The sequence below is a fragment of the Sphingobacterium phlebotomi genome (assembly GCF_008180195.1).
GTDB classification, from domain to species: domain Bacteria; phylum Bacteroidota; class Bacteroidia; order Sphingobacteriales; family Sphingobacteriaceae; genus Sphingobacterium; species Sphingobacterium phlebotomi.
In genome coordinates, this window is the sequence record NZ_VTAV01000017.1 from 88626 (window position 1) to 113829 (window position 25204).

General features: G+C 40.5%; 24 protein-coding genes. 13 read left to right on the top strand and 11 right to left on the bottom strand.

What is annotated here, in order from left to right:
• The first annotated feature begins 11 nt into the window (after nt 1-11).
• On the top strand, nt 12-545 hold the full coding sequence (locus tag FXV77_RS18485; protein WP_148920723.1) for a hypothetical protein: 534 nt from the start codon (nt 12-14) through the stop codon (nt 543-545).
• Here the strand turns inward: FXV77_RS18485 and tamL are convergent.
• On the bottom strand, nt 542-2893 hold the full coding sequence (tamL, locus tag FXV77_RS18490) for a translocation and assembly module lipoprotein TamL (protein WP_148920724.1): 2352 nt from the start codon (nt 2891-2893) through the stop codon (nt 542-544). The genes FXV77_RS18485 and tamL overlap by 4 nt on opposite strands.
• 6 nt (nt 2894-2899) lie before the next feature.
• Here tamL and FXV77_RS18495 point away from each other — a divergent pair, with 6 nt between their 5' ends.
• From FXV77_RS18495 to FXV77_RS18505, 3 genes are all read left to right on the top strand, one after another.
• Nucleotides 2900-3655, top strand: coding sequence for a TrmH family RNA methyltransferase (locus tag FXV77_RS18495; protein ID WP_148920725.1), 756 nt, complete (start codon nt 2900-2902; stop codon nt 3653-3655).
• A 78-nt stretch (nt 3656-3733) separates the two neighbouring features.
• The gene (locus FXV77_RS18500) at nt 3734-4918 is read left to right on the top strand and encodes an MFS transporter (protein WP_148920726.1); all 1185 of its coding nucleotides are present in this window, start codon (nt 3734-3736) and stop codon (nt 4916-4918) included.
• A gap of 31 nt (nt 4919-4949) precedes the next feature.
• A complete protein-coding gene (locus FXV77_RS18505) occupies nt 4950-6212 on the top strand; it encodes an AI-2E family transporter (protein WP_148920727.1) in 1263 nt (420 codons plus the stop codon).
• Here the strand turns inward: FXV77_RS18505 and holA are convergent.
• Nucleotides 6196-7206, bottom strand: a complete 1011-nt coding sequence (gene holA, locus FXV77_RS18510) for a DNA polymerase III subunit delta (protein ID WP_148920728.1) — start codon at nt 7204-7206, stop codon at nt 6196-6198. The genes FXV77_RS18505 and holA overlap by 17 nt on opposite strands.
• 191 nt (nt 7207-7397) lie before the next feature.
• Between holA and FXV77_RS18515 the strand changes: the two genes are divergently transcribed.
• The 5 genes from FXV77_RS18515 (at nt 7398) to FXV77_RS18535 (ending at nt 11450) form a co-directional block, all read left to right on the top strand.
• Complete coding sequence (locus tag FXV77_RS18515) at nt 7398-8024, top strand: outer membrane beta-barrel protein (RefSeq protein WP_148920729.1); 627 nt, start codon at nt 7398-7400, stop codon at nt 8022-8024.
• Between the two features lie 52 nt (nt 8025-8076).
• On the top strand, nt 8077-8544 hold the full coding sequence (locus tag FXV77_RS18520; RefSeq protein WP_148920730.1) for a type I restriction enzyme HsdR N-terminal domain-containing protein: 468 nt from the start codon (nt 8077-8079) through the stop codon (nt 8542-8544).
• Nucleotides 8545-8602: 58 nt separating this feature from the next.
• Nucleotides 8603-9301, top strand: coding sequence for an ATP-dependent Clp endopeptidase proteolytic subunit ClpP (gene clpP, locus FXV77_RS18525; protein WP_148920731.1), 699 nt, complete (start codon nt 8603-8605; stop codon nt 9299-9301).
• Between the two features lie 10 nt (nt 9302-9311).
• Entirely contained in the window at nt 9312-10562 is a 1251-nt protein-coding gene (clpX, locus tag FXV77_RS18530) for an ATP-dependent Clp protease ATP-binding subunit ClpX (protein ID WP_148920732.1), read from the top strand.
• A gap of 69 nt (nt 10563-10631) precedes the next feature.
• Nucleotides 10632-11450: an AMP nucleosidase gene (locus FXV77_RS18535; RefSeq protein ID WP_148920733.1), complete on the top strand. Its 819-nt coding sequence runs from the start codon at nt 10632-10634 to the stop codon at nt 11448-11450.
• A gap of 12 nt (nt 11451-11462) precedes the next feature.
• Here FXV77_RS18535 and FXV77_RS18540 read toward each other — a convergent pair whose 3' ends face one another.
• The 9 genes from FXV77_RS18540 to FXV77_RS18580 all read right to left on the bottom strand — a co-directional run bounded on the left by FXV77_RS18540 (nt 11463) and on the right by FXV77_RS18580 (nt 20640).
• A complete protein-coding gene (locus FXV77_RS18540; protein WP_148920734.1) occupies nt 11463-11759 on the bottom strand; it encodes an FtsB family cell division protein in 297 nt (98 codons plus the stop codon).
• Between the two features lie 83 nt (nt 11760-11842).
• Nucleotides 11843-13138, bottom strand: a complete 1296-nt coding sequence (gene eno / locus FXV77_RS18545; protein WP_148920735.1) for a phosphopyruvate hydratase — start codon at nt 13136-13138, stop codon at nt 11843-11845.
• A 104-nt stretch (nt 13139-13242) separates the two neighbouring features.
• The gene (carA, locus tag FXV77_RS18550) at nt 13243-14343 is read right to left on the bottom strand and encodes a glutamine-hydrolyzing carbamoyl-phosphate synthase small subunit (RefSeq protein ID WP_148920736.1); all 1101 of its coding nucleotides are present in this window, start codon (nt 14341-14343) and stop codon (nt 13243-13245) included.
• Between the two features lie 198 nt (nt 14344-14541).
• Nucleotides 14542-14742, bottom strand: coding sequence for a YwbE family protein (locus tag FXV77_RS18555; protein ID WP_148920737.1), 201 nt, complete (start codon nt 14740-14742; stop codon nt 14542-14544).
• 16 nt (nt 14743-14758) lie between these two features.
• Nucleotides 14759-16078 (bottom strand): RIP metalloprotease RseP, encoded by a 1320-nt coding sequence (rseP, locus tag FXV77_RS18560; RefSeq protein WP_148920738.1) that lies wholly within the window; start codon nt 16076-16078, stop codon nt 14759-14761.
• 20 nt (nt 16079-16098) lie between these two features.
• Nucleotides 16099-17253 (bottom strand): 1-deoxy-D-xylulose-5-phosphate reductoisomerase, encoded by a 1155-nt coding sequence (gene dxr / locus FXV77_RS18565; protein ID WP_148920739.1) that lies wholly within the window; start codon nt 17251-17253, stop codon nt 16099-16101.
• 8 nt (nt 17254-17261) lie between these two features.
• On the bottom strand, nt 17262-18005 hold the full coding sequence (locus tag FXV77_RS18570) for a beta-carotene 15,15'-monooxygenase (protein ID WP_148920740.1): 744 nt from the start codon (nt 18003-18005) through the stop codon (nt 17262-17264).
• Between the two features lie 100 nt (nt 18006-18105).
• On the bottom strand, nt 18106-20226 hold the full coding sequence (locus FXV77_RS18575) for a S9 family peptidase (RefSeq protein WP_148920741.1): 2121 nt from the start codon (nt 20224-20226) through the stop codon (nt 18106-18108).
• 90 nt (nt 20227-20316) lie between these two features.
• Complete coding sequence (locus FXV77_RS18580; RefSeq protein ID WP_148920742.1) at nt 20317-20640, bottom strand: DUF3276 family protein; 324 nt, start codon at nt 20638-20640, stop codon at nt 20317-20319.
• Nucleotides 20641-20883: 243 nt separating this feature from the next.
• On the opposite strand from FXV77_RS18580, the gene FXV77_RS18585 reads away from it, so the two are divergent.
• From FXV77_RS18585 to FXV77_RS18600, 4 genes are all read left to right on the top strand, one after another.
• Nucleotides 20884-21759 carry a LiaF transmembrane domain-containing protein gene (locus FXV77_RS18585; RefSeq protein ID WP_148920743.1) on the top strand — a complete coding sequence of 292 codons (876 nt, stop codon included), beginning with the start codon at nt 20884-20886 and terminating at the stop codon, nt 21757-21759.
• A 6-nt stretch (nt 21760-21765) separates the two neighbouring features.
• Nucleotides 21766-22803, top strand: coding sequence for a sensor histidine kinase (locus FXV77_RS18590; RefSeq protein ID WP_148920744.1), 1038 nt, complete (start codon nt 21766-21768; stop codon nt 22801-22803).
• Nucleotides 22796-23533, top strand: a complete 738-nt coding sequence (locus tag FXV77_RS18595; RefSeq protein WP_148920745.1) for a LytR/AlgR family response regulator transcription factor — start codon at nt 22796-22798, stop codon at nt 23531-23533. The genes FXV77_RS18590 and FXV77_RS18595 overlap by 8 nt, the downstream gene beginning before the upstream one ends.
• A gap of 71 nt (nt 23534-23604) precedes the next feature.
• Complete coding sequence (locus FXV77_RS18600) at nt 23605-25047, top strand: serine hydrolase domain-containing protein (protein WP_148920746.1); 1443 nt, start codon at nt 23605-23607, stop codon at nt 25045-25047.
• Nucleotides 25048-25204 lie beyond the last annotated feature (157 nt).

Here is a 25204-nt window from a genome sequence, read left to right on the forward strand (position 1 = left end):
TTTAATCTAACGTGAAGCACATCATTCGCATACTGGTTTTCGTTTTTTTGTCCGTCGCATCAGCACAGGCGCAGCCACAACGTATCGATAATTTTATCGTAAAGGAAAACCTAACCCAAAATAGCAAGCTTGCCATTATCGCTCTAGATAGTGCCGAACAGCCTTTAGAAAGAATCGATGGCACATTTGTTTTCAACCTCAATGGCTTTCAGCAGGACCTCCGATTTCACGATGGGGTTGCTGTAGTACAACAGCCGGTAGAATCCTCTACATTTGTTTTCTTCAAACATAAAAACCAGGAAAAAACCGTTAGCAAGCTATACTATATCCATAAAAAAAACAGCGAGCTGAAGCCATTTAAAATTAACGGGTTGCTGCTCTTATTCATTCCGTTAGCTATCTTATTGATAGCCTATCTATTTAGGCGGTTCCTTGTGACCTTCGTTGTTCTGGCGGTGGTATATGCCTATTTTCACTTTTCCAAAGGATTAGATTTTTCCAATATCATGGAAAGTATATTAGATGCGTTGAAGAGTTTGATCTAAAACGGCAATCCCACACTAAAATTATATTGGATAAAATTATAACGGTCTGGGCGATGGGTCTCATAAAAATTCTGTTTGAATTCCCGGCTATTAAAGAAGTCTTTGATTACCCATTGGTCGCCTTTGGCAAATTGCGGGTCTTTCAATTTTAATCCTGCATCCAAACGGATAATAAAATAGTCCATATCCAGCCGCACGCCAAAGCCCGTCCCGAGGGCTATCTGCGAAAGAAATTCGTTGGCTTTAAACGTACCGTTGGTCGTAATCTCGTTATCTCTTAACAACCAGATATTTCCGGCATCGATAAATGTCGCACCATTCAACTTTGCACCCAAAAAATTATTCAACATCCGAAAGCGGTATTCCGCATTTGCTTCCAACTTGATCTCACCCAGCTGGTCCAGGTTCCGTAAATTTAGCCGTAAACGTTCCGGTAAATCTGCACGGTTATAGTTACCAGGCCCCAAAGTACGTGCCTGCCAAGCCCGGATGCCGTTCATCCCGCCCCCAAAAAAGCTTTTCTCAAATATCAGCAACCGGGAATTATTGCCATAGGGAACGGCAACCCCACCGTTGAATCGCAACACAAACTGTTTGTTGCCACCCAAATGGCGATACCAGCGGTAATCAATTTCCGTTTTGGCAAACTGTAAATAAGGTACACCAAACAACAGGCGCTCGTCTTCGGTTGATGTTTCCAACTTCAATACGTCACTTAACAACCCTAATACATTTCCACTACTCTCCAATCCGACACGGAAATAATTGAAATTTTCTCTGGTCAAAAGTTTCGCGGCATTATAGGTATAGTTATATTGGGCACTTAGTCCAAAATACTCTCGATTGTTACTCCTAACGTATAGCAAGTAACCTTCATCCTCCAATTGCCGTTGAAATGCCTCGTCCAATCTTCCCACGCGGTATTCAACAGAAATCGGTGTTAAACTGTGCTGTGAGCGCGGGCTAGTATACCATATATAATTTAGCGAGTTGGTAAAATACCTATTGGAATAGGTTTGGTCTTGTTGAAAAAATTGCAGTGTACTGGAAAAGGTGGTTCGTGGCAGACCATAGGTTCCGGTACTGGAATTTTCAAACGGTGTCATCAAACGTGGAATAATAAGATTAACGCCTACTTGAAAATCATTATTAAAAATCTTATTGGATAGATTCCCTTCCAAACGAGGATCAAACAATACCCCATACCGCATCTTTACTTCCAGTTGCTCTGCACCACCAAATACGTTGCGATGTGAAAAGGTATTCCCGACATTGAAACCACTCATACCCGAACTAAACGTAAACTCTCCTTCCACTTGGTTTGCCATAACCGGACGGGGCGTTAGTTCGTAAAATGTATGCAAACGACCATTCCCCGTTTTTTGATGGTTAATTTTCACGTTCCTGAAACCATTCATTTCATAAAGGCGGTCATACGATTGATTTTCTTTTTTTAGATCAAAGCGCATGCCTGGTCGCAAATACATATATCTGGATAAAGGCTTTAGCCGAAAGTGTCCAGTTTCGTCGATATACGTAATACGCAAGTTGGTATCTACACTCGAATGAGGGTCCCTTGTACTGGTCTGTCCGTAAGGTAATATGACCTTTACAAAGACACTGTCAATATGATAAACAGGGTGTCGGGTGCTATCTGTTGGATCTTCTATCGCCACGTGGAGGTCAGCTTGTTTCAAGACCGCATTTGTATCAATTCCCACCCGCATATATTGTCGAAGATAATCGTAGTATCCACGTTCTTTCAGTTTTTCATAAAGTTTCTCCCGCTCATCCAACAAATCCGCACTGTCGAACTGCTTTCCTGTTTTAGCAGACGATTTCGGTCTTATCTCTTTTGCATATATCTCTTCAATGGCGGGGTCGTCCGCTCGATAGTGAATATCGCCAAACAGAAACGGCTGTCCTAAAGTAACATCAAAATCAATGTGGGCTTTCTTTTTTTTCACCTTGACTTGAGGCATCACAAATGCATTAAAATATCCTTTCGTCTGGAGATATCGATTAATTTGTTGTGCAGATAGCTCCACCAAGGATGAATCAAGCACATGAGGCGGTTCGCCCACATTCCGTCTATTTTCCAATTTATATCGTCCTCGCCGGGTGTTGAACAAATTGTATATGGTGAGATTTAGTCTCGAATTCGGTTTAATTTCATTCGATATATACGCTGTTGCATTTTCCTTTATATTTGGGGGAACGCCCGTGATATCCACATCCGTCACCAACGCTTGTCCTTCTTCTAAGTATCTTGCCGAACGACAGGATGCAAAAAATAGCAACAAAAGCATTATACTTGCACAAACAAAAAAACTGTACTTCTTAATCATTAAGCAATGTTATCAAAAGCGCAAATTAGTTTAATTACGTCATTGCAACATAAAAAGTTTCGCAAACAACATGGACTTTTTATCGTCGAAGGTGTGAAGTCAGTGCTCGAATTTCTATCTTCCGATTACCAAATTCACAGCTTATACACCACGGCGGAAGCTCGAACAAAAATGGGTAATTTACCGCAAAAATTAAAATATATAGAGATTACCCCGGCCGAATTTCAAAAAATTTCCAGCTTAACCAATCCACAGGGGGTACTGGCACTCGTTCATTTACCAACGCTTGAAAGCTTTGATTGGAGTCTTTTAAGACAACAGCATAACTTACTTCTGGATGATATACAGGATCCCGGAAATTTGGGAACTATCATCCGAACGGCTGAATGGTTCGGCATAAACCATATTATTTGCTCCGTGGGCACCGTTGATGCTTTCAATCCTAAAGTTGTACAAGCAACGATGGGTTCGTTGGCCCGTGTTAAAATATATTACACCTCTTTGGGGGACTTTATAAATCAATCCGAAATGTCTACTTTTGGCGCGCTTCTCGAAGGCAAATCTATTTATAAAACGGACTTCGGGAATGCTGGACTTATTATCATGGGTAATGAGGGAAATGGTATCGGCGACGACATCGTAAAAAAAGTGGACTATGCGGTTACCATTCCCCGTATCGGAAATGCGGAATCGCTCAATGTAGCTGTCGCTACAACGGTTTTCTGCGCTGAAATTGCAAGACAAAAATTGAAACCATCATAGTTTATTCAAACCACACAAGGGGATGAATAAACTTGATAGCTTCATCGCCATTGAAGAAAAAATTTATTCGGATGAAAAATGGATAATCATGTGGACGACACCAAGTCGATATACACTTTACCTTTTATTTTATTATGTCTGAGCTCGCTTCTGTTTTGTGCGAGCTTCAATATGATTATTCCCGAGTTGCCGAACCACCTCAGCCAGATGGGTGGGGCCGAACATAAGGGATTGATTATTGCACTTTTTACGTTAACAGCTGGTATATCCCGTCCTTTCAGCGGTAAGCTTACCGATCGTTGGGGTCGAGTTCCCGTGATGGCCATTGGTTCTACCGTGTGTTTTGTCTGTGGCTTTCTCTATCCCCTTCTCAGCTCTGTAGCCGGCTTTTTCTTTCTTCGGCTTGTCCACGGCTTTTCAACAGGCTTCAAACCCACCGCAACTGCCGCCTACATCGCTGACATTATACCACAAAGCCGCTGGGGCGAAGCCTTGGGTATGCACGGACTAGCATTTGCAGTGGGTAGTGCTATTGGTCCTGCTATCGGTAGCTACATCGCTAAAGATTACGGTATCGACTTTATGTTTTACTGTTCATCCGCCTTTGCATTGCTTTCCATTCTCATTGTGATACGCATGGGAGAAACATTGATTGACAAGCAAAGATTCTCTTTAAGCATGCTTCGAATCAATAGAGGAGAGATCATTGAATGGCGTGCCATTCCTGCTGGCATCGTAACACTACTTTCCTATTCAGGATACGGCGTTATCCTCACGTTGATACCGGATTGGAGCGACTATTTAGGCATTAGCAATAAAGGCTTATTCTTTACAGCTTATACGTTGGCTTCGATCAGCATCCGTTTTATCTCAGGGAAAGTATCAGACCGTTATGGTCGGATACGCGTTATGTATGTCGGGATTGTCATTATCTCCATTTCGTTGTTGCTGTTAGGATTAGGCAACTCTGTAGAGGGGCTAATTTTGGGTGCCGTCGTGTATGGCATAGGAGGCGGTATCCTCTCCCCGGCCGTCAATGCGTGGACGATAGATCTTAGTTCGCCACAGCATCGGGGGAAAGCGATGGCAACGATGTATATTGCTTTAGAAATAGGTATCGGTGGAGGTGCACTCTTAGCTGGATATATTTATCGTGATGAGATTAGCAAAATTCCTACTATATTTATACTCAATAGCATCATCATATTTTTAGCCTTTTTTTATGTATTGCGTTGGGATATAAAAAACAAAAGAGACCATTAATCGTTTTTACTTACAATTAAGAAATCTTAACATGGACAACAAATCTAAAAAATACCCCTATTCGCTTGATTTAGCCTCGAGCTTCATCGCTATGGCACTTTTGCTGGCTTTCATGTACGTAACGCAGAGCGTTCTCGTTCCGCTACTGTTTTCCATCCTCATATCGATCTCGTTGTTTCCCCTCGCTCGTTTCCTGGAGCGTCTTCGTTTGGGTAAAGCCTTTGCCGCTATACTTTCCGTGCTTATCGCCATCTCGATCATCTGGGCGATCGGATGGTTTATCGTCCATCAGAGTATCATTATCGGTAAAGATGCCTCCGCTATAACAGCCAAGGTAATGTCGGTATTGGAACGTGCACAGGCGTGGGTGGAACAGAGCTTCGGGATTGAGCGCAGCGAGATTATGAATCAACTTCGAGACCAGGGGAATAAAATGGCTTCCAATGCAGGCAGTGTTGTTACGGCTACGTTCGGTTCTATCGGTAATATGGTTGCTGGTGTTGTTTTGGTACCGCTGTTTAGTTTTTTCTTGTTGTATTATCGGGATTTCTTTCGGGAATTCTTTTTTAGAGCGTTTAAAAGCGTTCCTCACACGAAGGTTGACACGACGTTGAACAAGATATATGATGTGGTACAAAGTTATCTATTGGGTTTGATAACGGTAATGGGTATTGTTGCTGTGCTAAATACCGTCGGCCTGATGGCTATGGGTATTGAGTATGCCTGGTTTTTTGGTACACTAGCTTCGTTGTTGATGCTACTCCCCTATATCGGGATCGCCATCGGTTCTATTTTACCAGCCCTATTTGCATTGGCTGTAAAAGACAGCGCTTGGTATGCTATCGGGGTTGTTGCCTGGTTTCAAGTCGTCCAATTTTTGGAAGGGAATATTATAACACCAAATATTGTAGGCAGTAAAGTCAGTATCAATCCGCTGATGGCCATTATAGCCATACTATTGGGTGGTATGTTATTCGGACTTTCTGGTTTGATTCTCGCCTTGCCATTAACGGCAACCATTAAAGTTCTCTTTGACGCTATTCCCACGATGGAGGCTTTTGGCTTCTTAATCGGCGAACCAGAAAAGGAACATCTAAAAAGAAACTCGACGCAGGTTTTACTCATGAAATGGGGTGTTGTCAGAAAACCTAAAAGTTCGAAAAAGGTGGAGGTCGAGATGGAAGTCGACACGGAGGCCGTCCCGGAAACTGTCACGATGAAATATAAGGAAATTCATGAATCGGAAGAGTTACCGAAAGAAGATAGTGACGTTGATGCTAATTCAAAATCTTAAACACGAGCTCCCGGATAATTTCACCACTTTCGGTAAATGGCCCTACATCCAACCCTTTGGTTTTTAAATCATAAGTACTCAAATGGTGGATGACTTCAAATGTCTTTTTGCGATTGAAATTTCGTGCAGCCATTTCATATTCCTTTAGAAAAAAGGTATGCACACCGAGTTGCTTCGAGGCGACTTGCGGCGATTTGTCGGGTAGATAATGATACTTTAAGATTTTTGTAAAATAATTACCCAAGTTTCCGATAACGACAGGCAAAGGATTCGATTTAGGGTTTGCAGCGAAATAGTCGACGATTTGCATCACTTTCACCGTATTTCTTTTAGCTAAGGCTGATTGCAGCTCGAAAACATTAAAATCTTTACTGATGCCAATATTCTGCTCGATATGTAGTGGTTGAATCTCTTGCTCTTTGGGAACATTTAAAATTAACTTATTAATTTCATTTGCTATCTTAGAGAGATCTGTTCCCAAATATTCCGCCATCATCGCGGCTGCTTGTGGATGAATTTGTCGCTGAGCAACTCCAAACTGCTCCACGACCCATTCACCTACCTTGTTCTCATAAAGCTTAGCGGACTCGACGACAACTCCGGCTTTTTCAAAGGCCTTGTAAATTTTCTTGCGCTTATCGAATTTACTATGCTTGTACGCAAATACCAATATCGTAGTAGGTGTTAGATTTTCTAGATATTTAAACAATAGGTCTTCTTCCGTTTTCCACTTTAAGTCTTGCGCCTCCTTGATGATAATCAACTGATAGTCACTCATCATCGGGTAGCGTTTTGCAGCATTCACCACATTCACTATACTCGTATCCTTTCCGTACAGGATGGTCTGATCGAAACCTTTTTGGGCATCATTCAGCACCTGTCCCTCCAATGCTTCGCTTACCACATCGATATAATAGGATTCATCCCCATGAAGAAGGTACACGGGACTAAATTTTCTTTTTTTGATATCGGAGAGGACTGTATTTGCATTCATACTATGCGAAAATACGGTTTTTTTTGTGAACACACGGCTTTCTCTGTTTCATAAAAACTCCTATATTTGGATACGTTTGATAACTAACCTCTAAATTGTAAACACTTTATCTCATTATTTAACTATTTCTGGAACCAACAATAACGGATTTTAGCTAAGAAGATGAACATCCGGCAAATTAAACAGATATTATGAAAAAATCATTGCTATCTTTAGGTATTGCGATCTTATTCGCGGCTAGCGGCCAAGCGCAAACAGAGTTTGGATTGGAAGCCGGCATTAATTTTCCGACGTATACCTATAACAATTCGGAAAATATTGGCGATACAAAGCCCTTAACAAGTTTTTACCTGGCCGGATATCTAGATTCACGTATTGCTTCGGGCGTTTATTTCCACCCACAACTTTCCTTACAAGGAAAAGGATCCAAATTGATTGAATCCGAGTTTTTAGGGGGGCAGGAAGTTACCCAGAAAACCATGTGGGTGGATTTTGCCTTCAATTTTCTGGCTAAAGTGCCTGCGGGTAGTATAGGTAATGTATTTGCAGGTGCAGGACCCTACATAGGATTTACGATAGACGGAACAAATACATATGCTAATAGTGGGGCCACATCGGCAGTGATCATTTATGACGATAATGCCATGAAAAGTTTCGACTATGGAATCAATTTTTTGGTTGGCTTTAAATTGGGAAAGCGGTTTTCGCTGAACACCAACTATCGCTTGGGTATGGCCAATATAACCGAGAATAATTACAAATGGTCAGACAACATCAAAAACCGGGTTTTCTCGCTGGGTATTGGCGTGGCACTTTAGAGGGTATTCGACGTATTTTTCTCTTTTCCCTTTTTAATTTTTATTTTTGTGTATGTTTGAGCCGATCCCTTTGAATTTACCCCCTTATTCCTCTAAAATAACGCAAAAGCTTAACAAGTTCTTTATTTTTGATGAGCTGCGCAAAAAAGATTTGGCACTCACACCGGAGGAATGGGTACGGCAGCATTGGGTACATTATCTCCATAATCACAAAGGCTATCCCAAATCGTTGATGCGCATTGAAGGAGGGTTGAAATTGAATACATTACAAAAACGAAGTGACCTATTGGTTTTTAACAACAATGGAGAGAAAATACTTTTGGCAGAATTTAAGTCGCCTACTGTCAAAATTACCGAAAAAGTATTTCATCAGATTGCCAACTATAACAGCATCCATAAAATACCCTTACTCGTCGTCAGCAATGGTATAGAGCACTATTATTGCAGAATACATTTCGCGGAAAATAGGTTCGAGTTCTTAGCCGAACTGCCAAATTACAATTCGGTTCTAAATTTGTAGAGCATATTGAAATTATAATTTTATATTAGTCTTTAGAAAATAGAAAAAACAGAACAACATGAATATAGATAAAAACGAATTTAGAAAATATGCCATCAAGCATCATCGTATCGGAAGTCAGCACGTAGATGGTTTTATCTCCCGTGTACAAAATAATATACCGACAAACCTCACGCCTTACATTATTGAGGAGCGTCAGTTAAATGTGGCGCAGATGGACGTGTTTTCACGTTTGATGATGGATCGCATTATTTTTCTAGGGGACGCCATTAACGACCAGGTAGCCAATATTGTACAGGCACAATTGCTGTTTTTACAGTCCACCGATGCCCAACGCGATATTCAGATTTATATTAACTCGCCTGGTGGTAGTGTATATGCCGGATTAGGCATTTATGATACCATGCAGTACATTGCACCGGACGTAGCCACTATCTGTACCGGAATGGCAGCTTCGATGGGAGCTGTGTTGTTGGTCGCAGGAGCGAAAGGTAAACGTGCTGCCTTAAGACACGCTCGTGTAATGATTCACCAACCGTCTGGCGGAGCGCAAGGTGTTGCTGCCGATATGGAGATCAATTTGCGCGAAATGTTGAAGTTAAAAGAAGAATTGTATACCATCATTTCAGAACATTCCGGTCAATCCTACGAATGGGTAGAAAAGTCATCTGATCGTGATTATTGGATGAAAGCACTGGAAGCCAAAGAGTTTGGTATGATTGATGAGGTATTATTACCAAAAAAAGAAGTTAAATAACCATTAATCAATGAGTAAGATTAATAACAGAGATATCCGTTGCTCCTTTTGCGGTATCAGTAAAAATGATGCGCAGATGCTTATTGCGGGTGATGGAGCTCACATTTGTGATCGTTGCGTGACGCAGGCTGGTGAAATTCTGGCAGAAGAACTGAAACAACGAAAAAGTAAATCTTTGCAAACAACCCTAAAACTGGTCCGTCCTACAGAAATAAAGCAACACCTTGACCAATATGTGATCGGTCAAGACGATGCAAAAAAAGTAATTTCCGTTGCTGTATACAACCATTACAAACGATTGAACCAAAAGGTGGATAAAGATGAGATTGAAATCGAAAAATCCAACCTTATTATCGTAGGAGAAACCGGAACCGGAAAAACGCTGTTGGCAAAAACAGTCGCAAAGATATTGAATGTTCCCTTTTGTATCGTTGATGCTACTGTTTTGACAGAGGCGGGTTACGTTGGGGAAGATGTGGAGAGCATTTTAACCCGTCTGTTGCAAGCGGCGGATTATGATGTTGCAGCGGCCGAAAGGGGTATTATCTATATCGATGAGATTGATAAAATCGCCCGCAAGAGCGACAACCCATCTATTACGCGGGATGTATCAGGAGAGGGTGTTCAGCAAGCGTTACTGAAAATTCTAGAAGGCACGAACGTCAACGTTCCTCCTCAAGGAGGTCGTAAACATCCCGACCAGAAAATGATTTCCGTTAATACCAGTAACATTCTCTTCCTTTGTGGAGGAGCATTTGATGGTATTCAAAAGAAAATAGCCAATCGCTTGCGTACGCAGACAGTAGGTTATAAAATGAAAGAGGAAGAACAAGATGTCGATCTTAACAACTTGTATAAATATATCACGCCATTAGACCTAAAGAACTTCGGGCTTATTCCCGAGCTAATTGGTCGCTTGCCGGTATTGACGTATTTAAATCCATTGGATAAAGAAACATTGTTAAGTATCTTAACAGAGCCTAAAAATTCCTTAATCAAGCAATACGTTAAGTTATTCCAGTACGAGGACATTGAGTTAGTCTTCGATAAAGATGTTTATGATTTCATTGTGGATAAAGCGTGGGAGTTCAAATTAGGCGCACGAGGATTGCGCAGCATTTGCGAAGCGATCATGCTTGATGCGATGTTTGAGCTACCGACAAGTAAAGAGGTCGATGATGCAAAAGTTCTGCACATTACGCTCGATTACGCGAAGCAAAAGTTTGCAAAATCAGACATAAAAAAATTACACGTCGCTTGATATCGAAAAATCCCTCAACAAGTTGAGGGATTTTTTTAAAACTATTGTTTTACCCATTGAAAAGCGCTTATGACGAAAAAGAAAAAAACAGTAGAAACACCGGTCACACCGGGATTAAGTACGAAAGAAGATATTGTTACCAACTGGTTGCCCCGTTATACGGGATGTCCGCTAGAAGAGTTTGAGCCCTATGTTTTGCTGACAAACTTTTCGAAATATGTCAGAATGTTTTCCGAGATGCATGATAACGCGCCTATTTACGGTGAAGATAAAGCTATGCAGGCTTGTACAGCCAGCGGCATAACCATGATCAATTTCGGCATGGGAAGCCCGATGGCGGCTACAGTGATGGATCTTTTATCTGCCATCGCTCCAAAGGCCGTCTTGTTTCTAGGTAAAACCGGTGGATTAAAAAAGAAAATTCCCGTCGGCGAGCTTATATTACCCATTGCCGCCGTGCGGGGGGAGGGTACATCCAACGATTATTTTCCGCCTGAAGTTCCGTCGCTCCCTGCCTTCGCTTTACAAAAAGCAATCTCTACAACAATCCGGGATTATTCGTTGGATTATTGGACAGGTACAGTCTATACAACTAACAGGCGTGTGTGGGAACATGATAAAGCTTTTAAGAAATACCTAAAGAGTATCCGTGCTATGGCTGTCGATATGGAAACAGCAACCATATTTAGCGTCGGCTTCGCTAATAAAATTCCAACCGGAGCTCTTCTATTGGTCTCGGATCAGCCTATGGTACCAGATGGTGTAAAAACGGCGGAAAGTGACCTCACTGTAACGCAGAAATATGTAGAAACCCATCTGAAAATTGGTATTGATGCTTTAAAACAACTGATCAATAATGGGTTAACTGTTAAACATCTGAAGTTTTAAGATTTAGGTATATTATTTCTGCTCGACTTGCTGGATAACGTAAATATCTTCGTTATCCTTTTTCATTTTGTAACGTTCTCTTGCTATACGTTGAATTTCAGAAGGATTGTATTGGACATCTTTGATCGCTTTCTCTATCCTCGTGATCTCAGATTCGTAAAATTTCTTTTCGTGTTCCAATTTATTTTTTTCTTGTTGGTAGGAGAACTGGGTGCTGAAATCGTACCTATCGAAAAAGCACATCCAAATAAAAAACGCCACACCAGCAATAAGGTATTTATTCTGAATCAATGCAAGAAAACGTTCCATAGAGGCAAAATTAAAAATCCTGATATAAAAGTAACATAAATTAATAATAAAAAGAAAGGGAGGCTAACCTCCCTTTCTTTTTATTATTTGATTGCGTATTTGAAGTTCTTGCCGATAAAACGTGCATTACCGCCTAATTCTTCCTCGATGCGTAATAACTGATTGTATTTCGCCATACGATCAGAACGTGACGCCGATCCTGTTTTAATCTGTCCACAGTTTAATGCGACAGCCAGATCAGCAATTGTTGAATCTTCTGTTTCTCCTGAACGGTGAGACATCACGGAAGTATAACCAGAGTTCTGCGCTAGCGAAACAGCATTAATAGTTTCCGTTAACGAACCGATCTGATTAACCTTTACCAAAATAGAGTTTGCGGTATGGTTATCGATACCTTGCTGCAAACGTTTGGTATTCGTTACAAACAAATCGTCACCTACCAATTGTACGCGGTTACCGATTTTTTCCGTTAACAATTTCCAACCTGCCCAATCGTCTTCCTGCATACCATCTTCGATAGAGATAATCGGGTATTTTTGTGTTAGTTCTTCTAAATAAGCCGCTTGTTCTTCTGATGTACGAACTGCGCCATTTGCCCCTTCAAATTTAGTATAGTCGTATTTACCATCTACATAAAATTCCGAAGAAGCACAATCCAATGCTAAACAAATATCAGTACCTGGTTTATAACCTGCTGTTTCAATTGCCTTCAAAATGGTTTCAATCGCATCTTCCGTACCATCAAATGTTGGAGCGAAACCTCCTTCGTCTCCTACCGCAGTAGATAGATTACGGTCGTGTAAAATTTTCTTTAAGTTATGGAAAACTTCTGTTCCCCAGCGTAGTGCTTCGGAGAAGGAAGGTGCCCCAACAGGCATAACCATAAATTCCTGAAAAGCAATAGGCGCATCGGAATGTGAGCCACCATTAACGATGTTCATCATCGGAATAGGCAATGTATTCGCATTGACACCTCCAATATAACGGTATAACGGCTGGTGAGATTCTTGAGCAGCTGCCTTAGCTACAGCCAACGATACACCGAGTATAGCATTCGCGCCCAAACTTCCTTTATTGTCCAGACCATCTAAATCAATCATGATTTTGTCAATTGTATTCTGTTCGAACACATCAACACCCTTCAGTGCCTCGGCAATTTTTGTATTTACGTTTTCTACTGCCTTCAAGACACCTTTACCCAGGTATCTGGTTTTATCGCCATCACGTAATTCAACTGCTTCGTGTACACCTGTAGAAGCACCGGATGGTACCGCTGCACGACCAACAAAACCATTTTGTGTTGTTACATCTACTTCAACTGTCGGGTTTCCGCGCGAATCAAGAATCTGGCGCGCATGAACATCAATTATTAAACTCATTTTTTATTATCTTATATTAGTTTCTTTCCCAATCTTAGTGTATAATAAACACTAAGATAGCATTTATAATTAGCATAGTCAAATGTATGCATTTTATGTTTATGTTACGCTTTAACCATGGCAATAAAATCATCAAACAGATAACGCGAATCGTGCGGTCCTGGCGATGATTCAGGGTGATATTGTACAGAAAAAGCTTTCTTTCCTTTTAAACGGATTCCTTCGATCGAATTATCGTTTAAGTTTACGTGAGTTACTTCCACTTTATCTGACTTCTCAAGATCTTCCGCTACCACGCTAAAACCATGATTTTGTGAGGTAATTTCACAACGATTTGCGATTATATTTTTCACCGGATGGTTAATACCACGGTGTCCGTTATGCATTTTTTCCGTGCGGATTCCATGTGCCAGTGCTAACATTTGATGCCCCAGACATATACCAAACATCGGTTTGTCTGCTTCTACTATCTCTTTGATCGTCTGTATCGCGTAGTCTATTGCTGCCGGATCGCCGGGACCATTGGATATAAAATAACCGTCTGGGTTCCATTCTTCCATTTCTTTAAATGTCGTCTTGGCCGGGAATACTTTTGCATAGACTTGACGAGCATCGAAGTTACGTAAAATGTTCTTTTTGATACCTAGATCCAAAACGGCTATACGGGTAGGCGCGCCTTCTTCTCCGTAAAAATAAGGTTCTTTGGTTGATACAACAGAAGATAACTCCAATCCTTCCATAGAAGGCACTTCTGCTAACTGAGCCTTCAATTCCGCCACATCAAGTGTTTCGGATGATATAATGGCATTCATGGCTCCTTTATTCCGTATGTGACGCACCAATGAACGTGTATCAATATCAGAGATACCAACTAAGTTTTCTTCTTCGAAATAGGTTTGAATAGATTTGTCAGCCATCTGGCGGCTATAATTGATATTATAGTTTTTGCAAACCAAACCTGCAATCTGAATTTTTTCAGATTCTGTATCGTCTTCATCGATGCCGTAATTACCAATATGCGCATTGGTCGTTACCATAATCTGCCCGTAGTAAGATGGATCTGTAAAGATTTCTTGGTAACCGGTCGTACCTGTATTAAAACAGATCTCACCTGTCGTTGTACCGATCTTTCCGGCTGCCTTACCGTGATAAACCGTTCCATCTTCAAGCACCAAAATAGCTGGTAGTTTACTGTAGTTGGTCATTCTCTTCTTTCTCTGTTTAAAGTTATTTCTGTAATCTTGCTTTCCCTTATGGATATAAAAAAAGCCCAAACGGGCTAAAATAAATCAAATATGATAGGGATCAATGTTACCACTGAAACCTTGCGATATTACGACGAGATATGTTACCTCATTTTTCACGGGAGACAAAGGTAAACATTAAAACGTAAATATTCAAAATTAATCCTCCTCCAAAATCTCTTGTACTCGTCCAATCTGCCCATCGTCCAATCGTACCTTGATACCTCTATGATGAAAAGGTGCTGAAGTAAGTAAATCTTTAACAATACCCTCCGTCAATTTTCCTGTACGCTGATCTTTTTTCAACACAATATTTACCACCATGCCAGGTTTTATATTTGCTCTCGTTTTTCCATCCATCGTTTATAATTCTCAATTACCATTTTATAATATCGTTTCCAAGTGTAAACAGCATCAATGCGATGAGGATAAAGAAGCCGACCATTTGTGCTTTCTCAAGGAAATTGTCACTTAACGGCTTACCTTGGATCATCTCTACCAGAAGGAACAAGACGTGTCCGCCATCTAAAGCAGGTATAGGCAATAGATTCATAAACGCTAATGCCATGGAAAGCATGCCCACTAAACTCCAAAACTTAAACCAGTTCACTTCAGTACCAAACATTTTCGCGATACCCACAGGTCCGGACAAAGCTTTATCAGCGCGTACATCACCTTTAAAGATTTTACCAAAACCTTTGATATTAACAGTAATCACTTCAAAAGCTCGTTGTGTACCAATCGGCAAGGATTCTAACAGTCCATAGGTGTGTGCGGTAATAGGCAAATCCTCCATCAGGAGTGAAACACCAACTGTCGCAGTAGAGTCTACCCGGCCTGCCAAGCTCAATTCTTGGCCATCCCTCATTACACTAACGCTTATCGGCTTATTTACATTCTTTTTAATCTCGTCAGAAAATTGATCAAAAAACACCGTTGGTGCGGCGTTTACAGCAAGAATACTATCGCCCACTTGAAACTGCATGCGCTCTGCTTCCGAACCTTTCTGTATTTCACCTACATGTTTCATTTTACGACGAGGCTGTACAAATTCGAATGCTTTATGATCAGCCACCTTGTTTAGGATATCAGAGGGCATACTGATTTCTTGCCGATCGCCCTGCCTTTCTATTGTCAAAACTGCATCGCCCATCATAACTTCTGCACTCAATATATCCGAGTTAAAAGCTACTGCAGGCTTGCCATTGACCATCAAAATTTTATCTCCGGGCTGGATACCGACTTCCTTTCCGATAATACCTGGAACCACTCCATAAGACAATTTACTGTTATCAACATCGCTATCACCATAACGAAACGCCAACATCCAAAAAACAACAATTCCTACAATGACGTTGACTATAATCCCACCCAGCATCACAATAAGACGTTGCCATGCCGGTTTAGAGCGAAACTCCCATGGTTGGGGCTCTTGTTTCAGCTGCTCGGTATCCATCGATTCATCAATCATACCCGCAATTTTCACGTACCCTCCTAATGGTAACCAACCGATTCCATACTCACAGCCTTTATAGTTAAACTTAAAAAGCTTGACACCCCATGCATCGAAGAAAAGATAGAATTTTTCTACTTTAATACCGAATGCTCTCGCCGCTAGAAAGTGTCCTAGCTCGTGCAATATTATCAAAATCGACAGGCCTAAAATCACCTGTCCAATCATTACCAATGTTCCCATTTATTAAATTATTCGTTTTCTTATTTCACTAAACTTCGTGCCACAATACGTGTTTCACTATCTATTGCCAGCAAATCCTCCAAAGTGGGATTCTCCACCATTTTTTGCTGACACATTGTCGCTTCGATCAGATCACTCATCCCTAAAAAGGAAATTTCATCTGCCAAGAACGCTGCCACAGCCACTTCATTCGCGGCATTCAATACACAAGGCCGGTCTCCACCATCTCTTAGGGATTGATACGCCAGTTCCAAATTACGAAAAGTATCTTTATCCGCCTCTTCGAAAGTCAAAGAAGCATAATTCATAAAATCAAAACGTTCAAGCGAATTCGGTTGGCGATGCGGATATGTCAACGCATTCTGAATCGGCAATTTCATGTCTGGTAATCCCATCTGCGCTTTCATAGAACCGTCTTGAAACTGCACGACCGAATGTATAATAGATTGGGGATGGACGATTACATCGATCTGCTCAACCTCCAAATCGAAAAGCCATTTTGCTTCAATCACCTCCAACCCTTTATTCATAAGGGAGGCAGAATCTATCGTGATCTTGGCCCCCATCACCCAATTAGGATGCTTTAATGCTTGTTGTTTCGTAACGGTGGTCAAAAAATCACGATCTTTTCCCCGAAATGGCCCCCCAGACGCGGTCAGATATATTTTTTCTAACGGATTAGCCTGTTCTCCTACTAAACATTGAAATATAGCAGAATGCTCGGAATCTACGGGCAACATCGCCACGTCATATTGGCGAACCAGATCCATCATCAACGCACCGGCGACTACTAACGTCTCTTTATTTGCTAACGCAATATCTTTTCTGTGCTCTATGGCTTTAACTGTAGGTCGTAGACCTGCTGACCCGACAATGGCATTCAGCACCATATTGATTTCATTGTACTGCACGACTTCCTCCAAGCCTTTTTCACCAGAGAGGACAGTTATTCCTAAGCTTTCCAACGCATTTTTCACCTGTGTATATTTATCCTCGCAGACAATCACAACGGCTTTAGGTTTAAATTCTTGCGCTTGGGCAATCAACAGGTCAGCATTTGCACTCGCAGTTAACACAGAAACCTCCAACAACTCCGGAAATGCCTTTATTACGTCCAGGGCTTGCGTACCTACGCTTCCCGTAGAACCTAATATGGCAATATTTTTCTTCTTCAAAATGCGTGTTAAATTATATTTTTTAATAATTGCGGGTCATCTCCCCCTTTATAGTCTTTCATCATATTGTGATAGGCTGTTGCCATTACCAAACTGACCGATGGTATGATCACAAAGGTGTTGATCGCACTAAAAATTTTGGCTATAATAAAATAACCTAAATACTCAAACGATACCTGGAGTATGTAAGCTGTTCCGACGACAAGCAGCAGTAACAGCAAGTTAATGACGTTGCCCTTGGTCAGTGCTATACTTAATCGACAGGCACGGAAAAGACTATATTTTTTATCCACGATAAAATAGGGAAAAAAAGTAATTCGAAGCAACACAAACATCATAATTAAACCTGTAAGAAACGGATTAACTTCCATACTCAATGTTTCCATATCTGCACCTAGATACAGCAAAGGAAAACTTAGCAAAGAGGAAAGCAGATAGACTATCCCTAATAAAAAAGAATATAATATAAAGCCCATCAGAAAATTCACAAACTGCTTTGCCGATGGGATATAGTCTTTAAAATCTGCATGTTCAACACCTTGCGCAAGCAATAAAGCTCTTTTAATCAGTACCAATTGCGTTCCGAAAAACAGCGTTACAAAGACAAAACACATCAAACCGTTTACGATATCGCCATTAGATTCTGCCAATAAAAACGCCAAATAAGACGACAGATTAGAGGTTACAAACAATAAAAAGCAAAGCCCAGCAATTGAAAAGTAGTGGCTTTTCAAGATACTTATTGCTTTCATAAAAACATCGTTTGCCTTAAACGTGCTTTGCTTCAAATATTGTAACATGCTGAAAAATAATTATGCAAATATAATGGTATTTTTGCATCGTCTTATTATACTATTTAAAATCTTCCGGCACAGGTTTTTCCAATAGGTATTGATAATAAAAGCGTATCCGTTCTTTAAAGTCATACGCCATTTTCGAACGTTCAAATCCATGTCTGCTGCCAGGGTAAATCATTAGCTCAAATGGAACATCCTTGTCGGTCAATGCGTCCACCAGTTGCATTGTATTCTGTAGGTGTACATTGTCATCGATGTCGCCATGCATGATTCGCAATCCTCCCTTATATTTATCTACATACATCAGCACCGAACCCTCTTGATATCCTTGTACATTATCCTGCGGTGTATCCATCCACCTTTCGGTATAGTGGGTGTCGTATAACTCCCAACTGGTGACGGGGGCGCCTGCGATACCATAATCAAAATAATCAGCTGCTTTTGTCAATGCCAAACAGGTCATATACCCTCCATAACTGTGTCCGGTGATTAAAAGTTTATCATCAGCTACCCAAGGTTTCGCTTTCATCCATTTGGCTACGGTGATATAGTCTATCATTTCCCATTTTCCTAGACTTCTATGCATCCATGCTACTCCTTGTTTGCCAAAATGCCCTGACGCACGGTGATCACAGGTAATCTGGATAATCCCTTCTTTTGCCCAATACTGACTTGAAGTTCCCTTCCATGTATTTCTTACGGTTCCAGCATCTGGCCCACCATATATACTCATGACCACTGGATAGACCTTGCTTTCGTCAAAATCTACGGGGTACGTTATGATAACAGGTAAATCAAATTTCCCATCCTCCGAGGGGATAGTAATATATTCCGTTTTTCCAATATTATAGTTTTCAAAATCACTTGACTTGCTGTCTGCCAATTCTTTCACCAGTTTACCTTTGTTATCTAACAACGTCACTTTACTGGGGGTAAATACATTGGAATAGTTCGTTATAAAATATTTCCCATCTGGAGAAACCTTTACTTGATGCGTATAATCACCAAACGTTAAGCGTTTCAGTCCCTTTCCTGTATAATCAACGCGATAAAGATCTACCGTCGCAGAATTTTCCTTACGCGCAGTAAAATACACGATTTTGTTTTTCTCGTCTATCAACTCCAAGGACGTCACCTGCCAGTCGCCGGATGTCAATGGTTTAACCAACTTACCATCCAACGTATATAAATAGTAATGTGCCCATCCCGTACGGTCAGATTTCAGAATATAGTGTTTATTATCCGCTAAATAGGTGATACGTTCACTGTGATCAAGATTAATCCATGTCGGCTGTTTTTCATCATATATCTCATTTTTAGTACCATTCATAGGATTGACCGAATAGAATTTCAGATTCGTCTGGTCCCGGTTCATCCACTGTACCATGATGGATTGGCTGTCAAAACTCCAATAGGGTTCTCCGAAATACTGATCGTCTTTCTCGTTAAAGTCGGCCCAGACAATTGGTGCCCCCTCTACCTTCACGAAACCCACTTTTACTTCGGGGTTAGGATCTCCTGCTTTGGGATAACGTGTCTCTTCCAAATATCCATGTTGGCCTTTGGAAACATAAATAGGAAACATCGGCACCTGTGTATCATCAAAGCGCATAAAAGCCAGCTGCTTACTATCTGGTGACCACCAAAATGCTTTATAATTTGTCGGACGCCCTAAAATTTCTTCGTAATACACCCACGAGGACCAACCGTTGTAGATGACGTCCGTACCATCCGAAGTGTAACGAATTTCATGTCCGTCATCTACCTTGATACTATATAAATTATTATCTCGCGTGAAGGCTACGTATTGCCCATCAGGCGATAAAGTTGGATTCTTTTCTTCGGCGTCCGGAGATTGTGTGAGGCGTTTGGCTTGGTCATTTCCGTAACGGATATAAATATCTTTATCCTTAACAAACACTTCCGTATCCGATTTAACAGGTGCCGTATACGATGTGCGCCGGCCTGTTTTCACATGTACTTGATAGAGCTTTCGGTCCGTGACATCGCGTTCGATATAATGATCATTGTCCGCCCAACCGGTGTATTCGTTGATCGGTTTTGTGACCGAAGTCTCCTGTCCCCATGCTTGGGCAAAACTTAATGTTTTCTTTTGGGCTTGCAATTGGGTAACAAAAAGAAACCCTATAAGTGATTTTACTAATATCTTCTTCATAATGGACATTGATAAAGCCACGAAATTAACAATAATATAATAAAAAAAGCCACTTAATAGTGGCTCCGTATGTTTTTAAGTTCGAATATATTAGAAGGAGTAGTCGTCTTTCTGTGCATATTCGGCTGAGTCTTCTTGATTCGGTTCGTAGCGTTTTTCAGCAACTTCTTGGTTCGCCTTGATGTAGTCCACAACCTCTGTCAACCCTTCAGCAAATTTCTCAAAATCTTCTTTGTACAAGAAAATCTTGTGCTTAATAAATTGCCCATCTTCAAAACGTTTTTTGCTTTCCGTGATGGTTACATAGTAATCGTTAGAACGAGTTGCTTTTACATCAAAAAAATAAGTACGTTTTCCCGCTCTCACCTTTTTTGAAAATACTTCTTCACGCTCTTTGTTTTCAAAATCTCCCATTAGTATTGTAAGTATTTAAGTTTAAATCCTTTTTCGCTATAAATATATAATAATTAATTTCATGTTTCCAAATTTAATTAAAAAATATTGCGTTTCTTTTTCACGCGTTCCTTCCATTATTTGAAAGATTTCACCGAAAAAAGAACGGTGTTTACCGAAAAAGTGCGTTGTATTACCTATTTTGGCTAACGTATTATTAAGTATTGCACTACTTTTGAATCAAACATAAAAATACAAGTAGTAATGGAAAGAGAAAAAGATCATAAAACACCACCTCCTATCCCGCCTCGTGGAAACAATAAAAGCGCGAATATCGTTGGGTTTGCGATCGTATTCCTAGGCACCGCGCTCCTCATGCGTAATTTGGACCTGGGTTTTCCGTTTCCGAGGAACATCTTTGGTTGGGAAATGGTTTTGATTATCATTGGGATCGTGATTGGCGTGAATTCTAAATTTGAAAAGAAATCTTCTATTTTTTTGATTGCCTTTGGCGGTCTTTTCTTTCTCAAAAGGTTTCTGGACGTTCCTTTCTGGGGCACCATTTTTCCTATTATAGCTATCATCATCGGCATCTATTTTATTGTACGAAACCGTCATCAACATACTCCACCTGTTCCTCCGCACAGGCCATCGGACACCGATAAAAATGAATTTGATTGGGATAAACGCGTGGATATTGCGAATGATCCTGCAGATGCTTACAAGTCTTCCTTTGAACAGCCTAGTGATACATATACAGGTGATACACAACAAACGAGAAGAACATATACGTATGAGGGTGAAAACTACATCAAAGTGGAATCGATATTTGGTTACGCGAAAAAAATTATTTTCTCAAAAAACTTTCTCGGAGGCACCATGACCAATCTCTTTGGTAGTACCGAAATCAATTTATTACAAGCAGATATACAACAACCAGTAGCTTTAGACGTGTTTCAACTATTTGGAAGCACCAAGATTATTGTGCCTCCGCACTGGGTGGTAGCAACTACGGCATCTAGCATATTGAGTGAAAATGATGACCGGCGGGTGATACTGACCAATGTAAAAGATCAGAACAAATGCTTATATATTACGGGAACATCCATTTTCGGCAACATCACTATAAAAAACAGTTAACGCTATATGACGTTTAAGCTGACAACAAAAAACCGTTTGATTCATGTTAGTGCATGGACCATTTGTATTTTATACTTTGCTGTTTCTTATTTTCTGTTGTGGTGGGATTCTAATCCCAAAACGGTTACACCTTATGAACCGATGATTGGTGCACTTTCCATCACCATTTGCTGCTATCTCATTTACAGCACACTGCAATTTTATTTACCACGCAAAAATCAGTACGTGAAGATCATAGTGATTTGCTTGGTATTGACCGTGGTGAGTATCGGGCTGTCTATATTTTTCTTAAACCAATTTTTTGATGATTTCTCACTCACGCATTTTTATCAGGTCTTACCCTATCGTTTTATCATTAACTTTCTGCTATTACTGTGCGTGACAATTATTAATGTTTTTTGGAACATTCAAGAAGAATATGAGGAGAATAAAAAGAGAAAAGAGGAATCCGAACGTATCTTGCGAGATGCCGAATTGTATAATTTACGACAACAGCTCCAACCTCACTTTTTGTTCAACAGCCTTAACTCCATCATTGCCCTTATCGGTATCAAACCAGATGAGGCACGTAATATGACATTTCAACTCTCTGATTTTTTACGCGGAACGATGCGAAAAGATGATAGGCAGTTAATCCCGCTCGCGGACGAAATCGCTCACTTAAGGCTATACCTTGATATCGAGAAAGTGCGTTTCGGACATCGTCTAACGACAACGTTCCATTTACAAGAGGAAGCAAATCAAGTGAAGGTCCCTTCGATGATTATCCAGCCGCTATTGGAAAATGCTATTAAATTCGGTTTATACAACGTAATCGGTAAAGTAGAAATCACAATTGATATTCGAATAGAAAATTACATGTTGTACATTACCATTACCAATCCGTTTGATTCCGATCAGTTTGAAAGCAGAAAGGGCACCGGTTTTGGGCTTTCGAGTATCCAACGCCGATTGTTTTTATTATATAGCCGTACCGACTTATTGGAGACTTCTATTCATGAAAATACATTTACCTCAACATTAAAAATTCCACAATATGATTAAGATTATCATTATAGACGACGAGCCTTTAGCACGCTTGGTCATCTCCGAATATTTACAACAACATCATGATGTCGAAATAGTTGCCGAATGTGGAGATGGCTTCGAAGGCGCAAAAATGATTCAACAAGTGCGCCCTGACCTCATTTTTTTGGATATTCAAATGCCCAAGCTGACCGGATTTGAGATGCTAGAGATCCTCGATGAAATGCCGAACGTCATCTTTACAACAGCATTTGACGAATTTGCTATTAAAGCTTTTGAGAAAAACGCTATCGACTATCTTCTAAAACCAATTAGCAAAGATAGATTTGAACAGGCATTAACAAAATTCAGGAACAATCATCAAAGCAACACCCCTCGTGAAACTTCTGCAAAAGTAGATGCTGCACGAGCAGATGAAACATTAGAACGCATTGTTGTAAAAAACGGCTCGCAGATTAAGATTATTCCTGTACAGCAGGTTACTTTTTTGGAAGCTTACGATGATTATGTCAAAATCCATACGAAGGATGGTATGTTTTTAAAGAACAAGACGATGAGTTCGTTTGAGAAACAATTAGATCCTAAACAGTTTGTACGAGTCCACCGCTCGTTTATCGCGAAAGTCGATCAACTCGCAAAAATTGAACCGATGGAAAAAGAAAGTTACATCGCCACGTTACTGACAGGAGAAAAAATCAATATTAGTAAATCAGGATATGCTCGTTTAAAACAAATAATTGGTTTGTAAACTGGATACCCATTTTATCCTCAAACGGATTTGTGTTTTATAAGAACAGGATATTTCTGTAATTTTGCGATATGATTCGCAAGTTATTTTTCTTACTATTGATGTGCACTGCGCTGACGGGATTGGGACAAACGAGGACAGAAGAGGCCAATCGAGCTGTTTTCAATAAAATAGAATTTTTCATCAACACACAGATGACAGACTCTATCTATAATTTAGCTTCAGATGCCTTTAAGGAGCAGGTTAGCCAGAACCAACTCACCTTTATGCTCCAGAACCTTTATCAACTCGGCAGAATAACCGATGTGGAAGTGGAAGATTTCAAAGGTCAGACGGCCACTTATCGGGTATTTTTTACAGAAGGGCGTCAACTACTTGCTAAATTGGCTGTAGATAGTACATATCGTTATTCTACTTTAGCGTTTACGGTGGCCGACAATGATGCCAAGGAAGTTGAAAAACCCGAAAAAGAAGAGGTGATCAGTCAAGTAGAAACGGAAACTCCATTAGATTTCTATATAGATTCCGTAGCCAACACTTATATTAAAAAGGGGAATACACAATCTTTAGCTGTAGCTGTCTTTCATCAAAATAAATACAAAACATTTCTGTACGGTGAAACGGAGAAAGGGAACAGTACGCTTCCCACAGAAAATACGTTATATGAAATTGGATCGATTACCAAAGTATTCACAGCGACGTTGCTTGCCGACCTTGTTACAAAAGGTATTATCCAATTGGATGATTCCATAACACCTTTTCTGCCGGATTCGGTTTCTTCCAATCCATCGCTTAAAGGAATTACATTTAAAACCTTGGCCAACCATACAGCAGGGCTTCCTCGGATGGCTGACAATTGGAATCGTATTGCAGGGTTTGACGAAAAAGACCCCTTTGCGGTTTATGATCAAAAGGCCCTTTTCGGTTTTCTTAAGGGTTATAAAGCATCGCATGAGCCGGGCGAAGAATATGAATACAGCAATCTGGGCTATGGCTTGTTAACTGAGCTTATCGCTATTGTCAGCAAGAAACCGTACACGCAATGCTTACAAGAAATAATTTCGGCACCTTTACAGCTCAGCAACACGACCGACAAGCCAGATGCAGAAAAACAACAAACGATACTCCCCGGATTGGATAAAGACGGGAATATAACCCCGCTGTGGAATTGGAAAGTTATGGTGGGTGCGGGCGGCTTAAAATCCAATATAAGAGATCTTATGCTATTTGTGGTCGAACAATTTAAAATGCCGGAAAACGAATTGCAAAACGCGATGGCCCTGACGAGACAATTCACTTTTTTCACACCAGATAACACGGATATAGGTCTGGCTTGGCACATGAGCATGATGGACGGTATTATATACTTCCATCACACGGGCGGAACGGACGGTAGCAGTTCGTTTATTGGATTTTCTCCTGACACGAAGACAGCAGTAGTTGTTTTATCCAACGCAGCCGAAAGCGTGCATCCAATCAGTACAGAAATTATGGAAAAATTATTAGGAGAATAAGACAAACCCCATTAGAAAGATAAGCCCACGCTCGAAAGTATCCGAGAAATAGTCTATATTTCCTCTATAAAATGGCCCTTGATGGCAGAGGAGAGCGAAATAGATTCATTTTATATTATGCATAATTAAATTGCATATAAAAATGAATTTATTTAGG

What these genes read in the sequence shown, in the direction of transcription:
- tamL (WP_148920724.1), bottom strand. Translation starts at nt 2,893, where the DNA reads ATGATTAAGAAGTACAGTTTTTTTGTTTGTGCAAGTATAATGCTTTTG.
- FXV77_RS18495 (WP_148920725.1), top strand. Translation starts at nt 2,900, where the DNA reads ATGTTATCAAAAGCGCAAATTAGTTTAATTACGTCATTGCAACATAAA.
- FXV77_RS18500 (WP_148920726.1), top strand. Translation starts at nt 3,734, where the DNA reads ATGGATAATCATGTGGACGACACCAAGTCGATATACACTTTACCTTTT.
- FXV77_RS18505 (WP_148920727.1), top strand. Translation starts at nt 4,950, where the DNA reads ATGGACAACAAATCTAAAAAATACCCCTATTCGCTTGATTTAGCCTCG.
- holA (WP_148920728.1), bottom strand. Translation starts at nt 7,206, where the DNA reads ATGAATGCAAATACAGTCCTCTCCGATATCAAAAAAAGAAAATTTAGT.
- FXV77_RS18515 (WP_148920729.1), top strand. Translation starts at nt 7,398, where the DNA reads ATGAAAAAATCATTGCTATCTTTAGGTATTGCGATCTTATTCGCGGCT.
- FXV77_RS18520 (WP_148920730.1), top strand. Translation starts at nt 8,077, where the DNA reads ATGTTTGAGCCGATCCCTTTGAATTTACCCCCTTATTCCTCTAAAATA.
- clpP (WP_148920731.1), top strand. Translation starts at nt 8,603, where the DNA reads ATGAATATAGATAAAAACGAATTTAGAAAATATGCCATCAAGCATCAT.
- clpX (WP_148920732.1), top strand. Translation starts at nt 9,312, where the DNA reads ATGAGTAAGATTAATAACAGAGATATCCGTTGCTCCTTTTGCGGTATC.
- FXV77_RS18535 (WP_148920733.1), top strand. Translation starts at nt 10,632, where the DNA reads ATGACGAAAAAGAAAAAAACAGTAGAAACACCGGTCACACCGGGATTA.
- FXV77_RS18540 (WP_148920734.1), bottom strand. Translation starts at nt 11,759, where the DNA reads ATGGAACGTTTTCTTGCATTGATTCAGAATAAATACCTTATTGCTGGT.
- eno (WP_148920735.1), bottom strand. Translation starts at nt 13,138, where the DNA reads ATGAGTTTAATAATTGATGTTCATGCGCGCCAGATTCTTGATTCGCGC.
- carA (WP_148920736.1), bottom strand. Translation starts at nt 14,343, where the DNA reads ATGACCAACTACAGTAAACTACCAGCTATTTTGGTGCTTGAAGATGGA.
- FXV77_RS18555 (WP_148920737.1), bottom strand. Translation starts at nt 14,742, where the DNA reads ATGGATGGAAAAACGAGAGCAAATATAAAACCTGGCATGGTGGTAAAT.
- rseP (WP_148920738.1), bottom strand. Translation starts at nt 16,078, where the DNA reads ATGGGAACATTGGTAATGATTGGACAGGTGATTTTAGGCCTGTCGATT.
- FXV77_RS18570 (WP_148920740.1), bottom strand. Translation starts at nt 18,005, where the DNA reads ATGAAAGCAATAAGTATCTTGAAAAGCCACTACTTTTCAATTGCTGGG.
- FXV77_RS18575 (WP_148920741.1), bottom strand. Translation starts at nt 20,226, where the DNA reads ATGAAGAAGATATTAGTAAAATCACTTATAGGGTTTCTTTTTGTTACC.
- FXV77_RS18580 (WP_148920742.1), bottom strand. Translation starts at nt 20,640, where the DNA reads ATGGGAGATTTTGAAAACAAAGAGCGTGAAGAAGTATTTTCAAAAAAG.
- FXV77_RS18585 (WP_148920743.1), top strand. Translation starts at nt 20,884, where the DNA reads ATGGAAAGAGAAAAAGATCATAAAACACCACCTCCTATCCCGCCTCGT.
- FXV77_RS18590 (WP_148920744.1), top strand. Translation starts at nt 21,766, where the DNA reads ATGACGTTTAAGCTGACAACAAAAAACCGTTTGATTCATGTTAGTGCA.
- FXV77_RS18595 (WP_148920745.1), top strand. Translation starts at nt 22,796, where the DNA reads ATGATTAAGATTATCATTATAGACGACGAGCCTTTAGCACGCTTGGTC.
- FXV77_RS18600 (WP_148920746.1), top strand. Translation starts at nt 23,605, where the DNA reads ATGATTCGCAAGTTATTTTTCTTACTATTGATGTGCACTGCGCTGACG.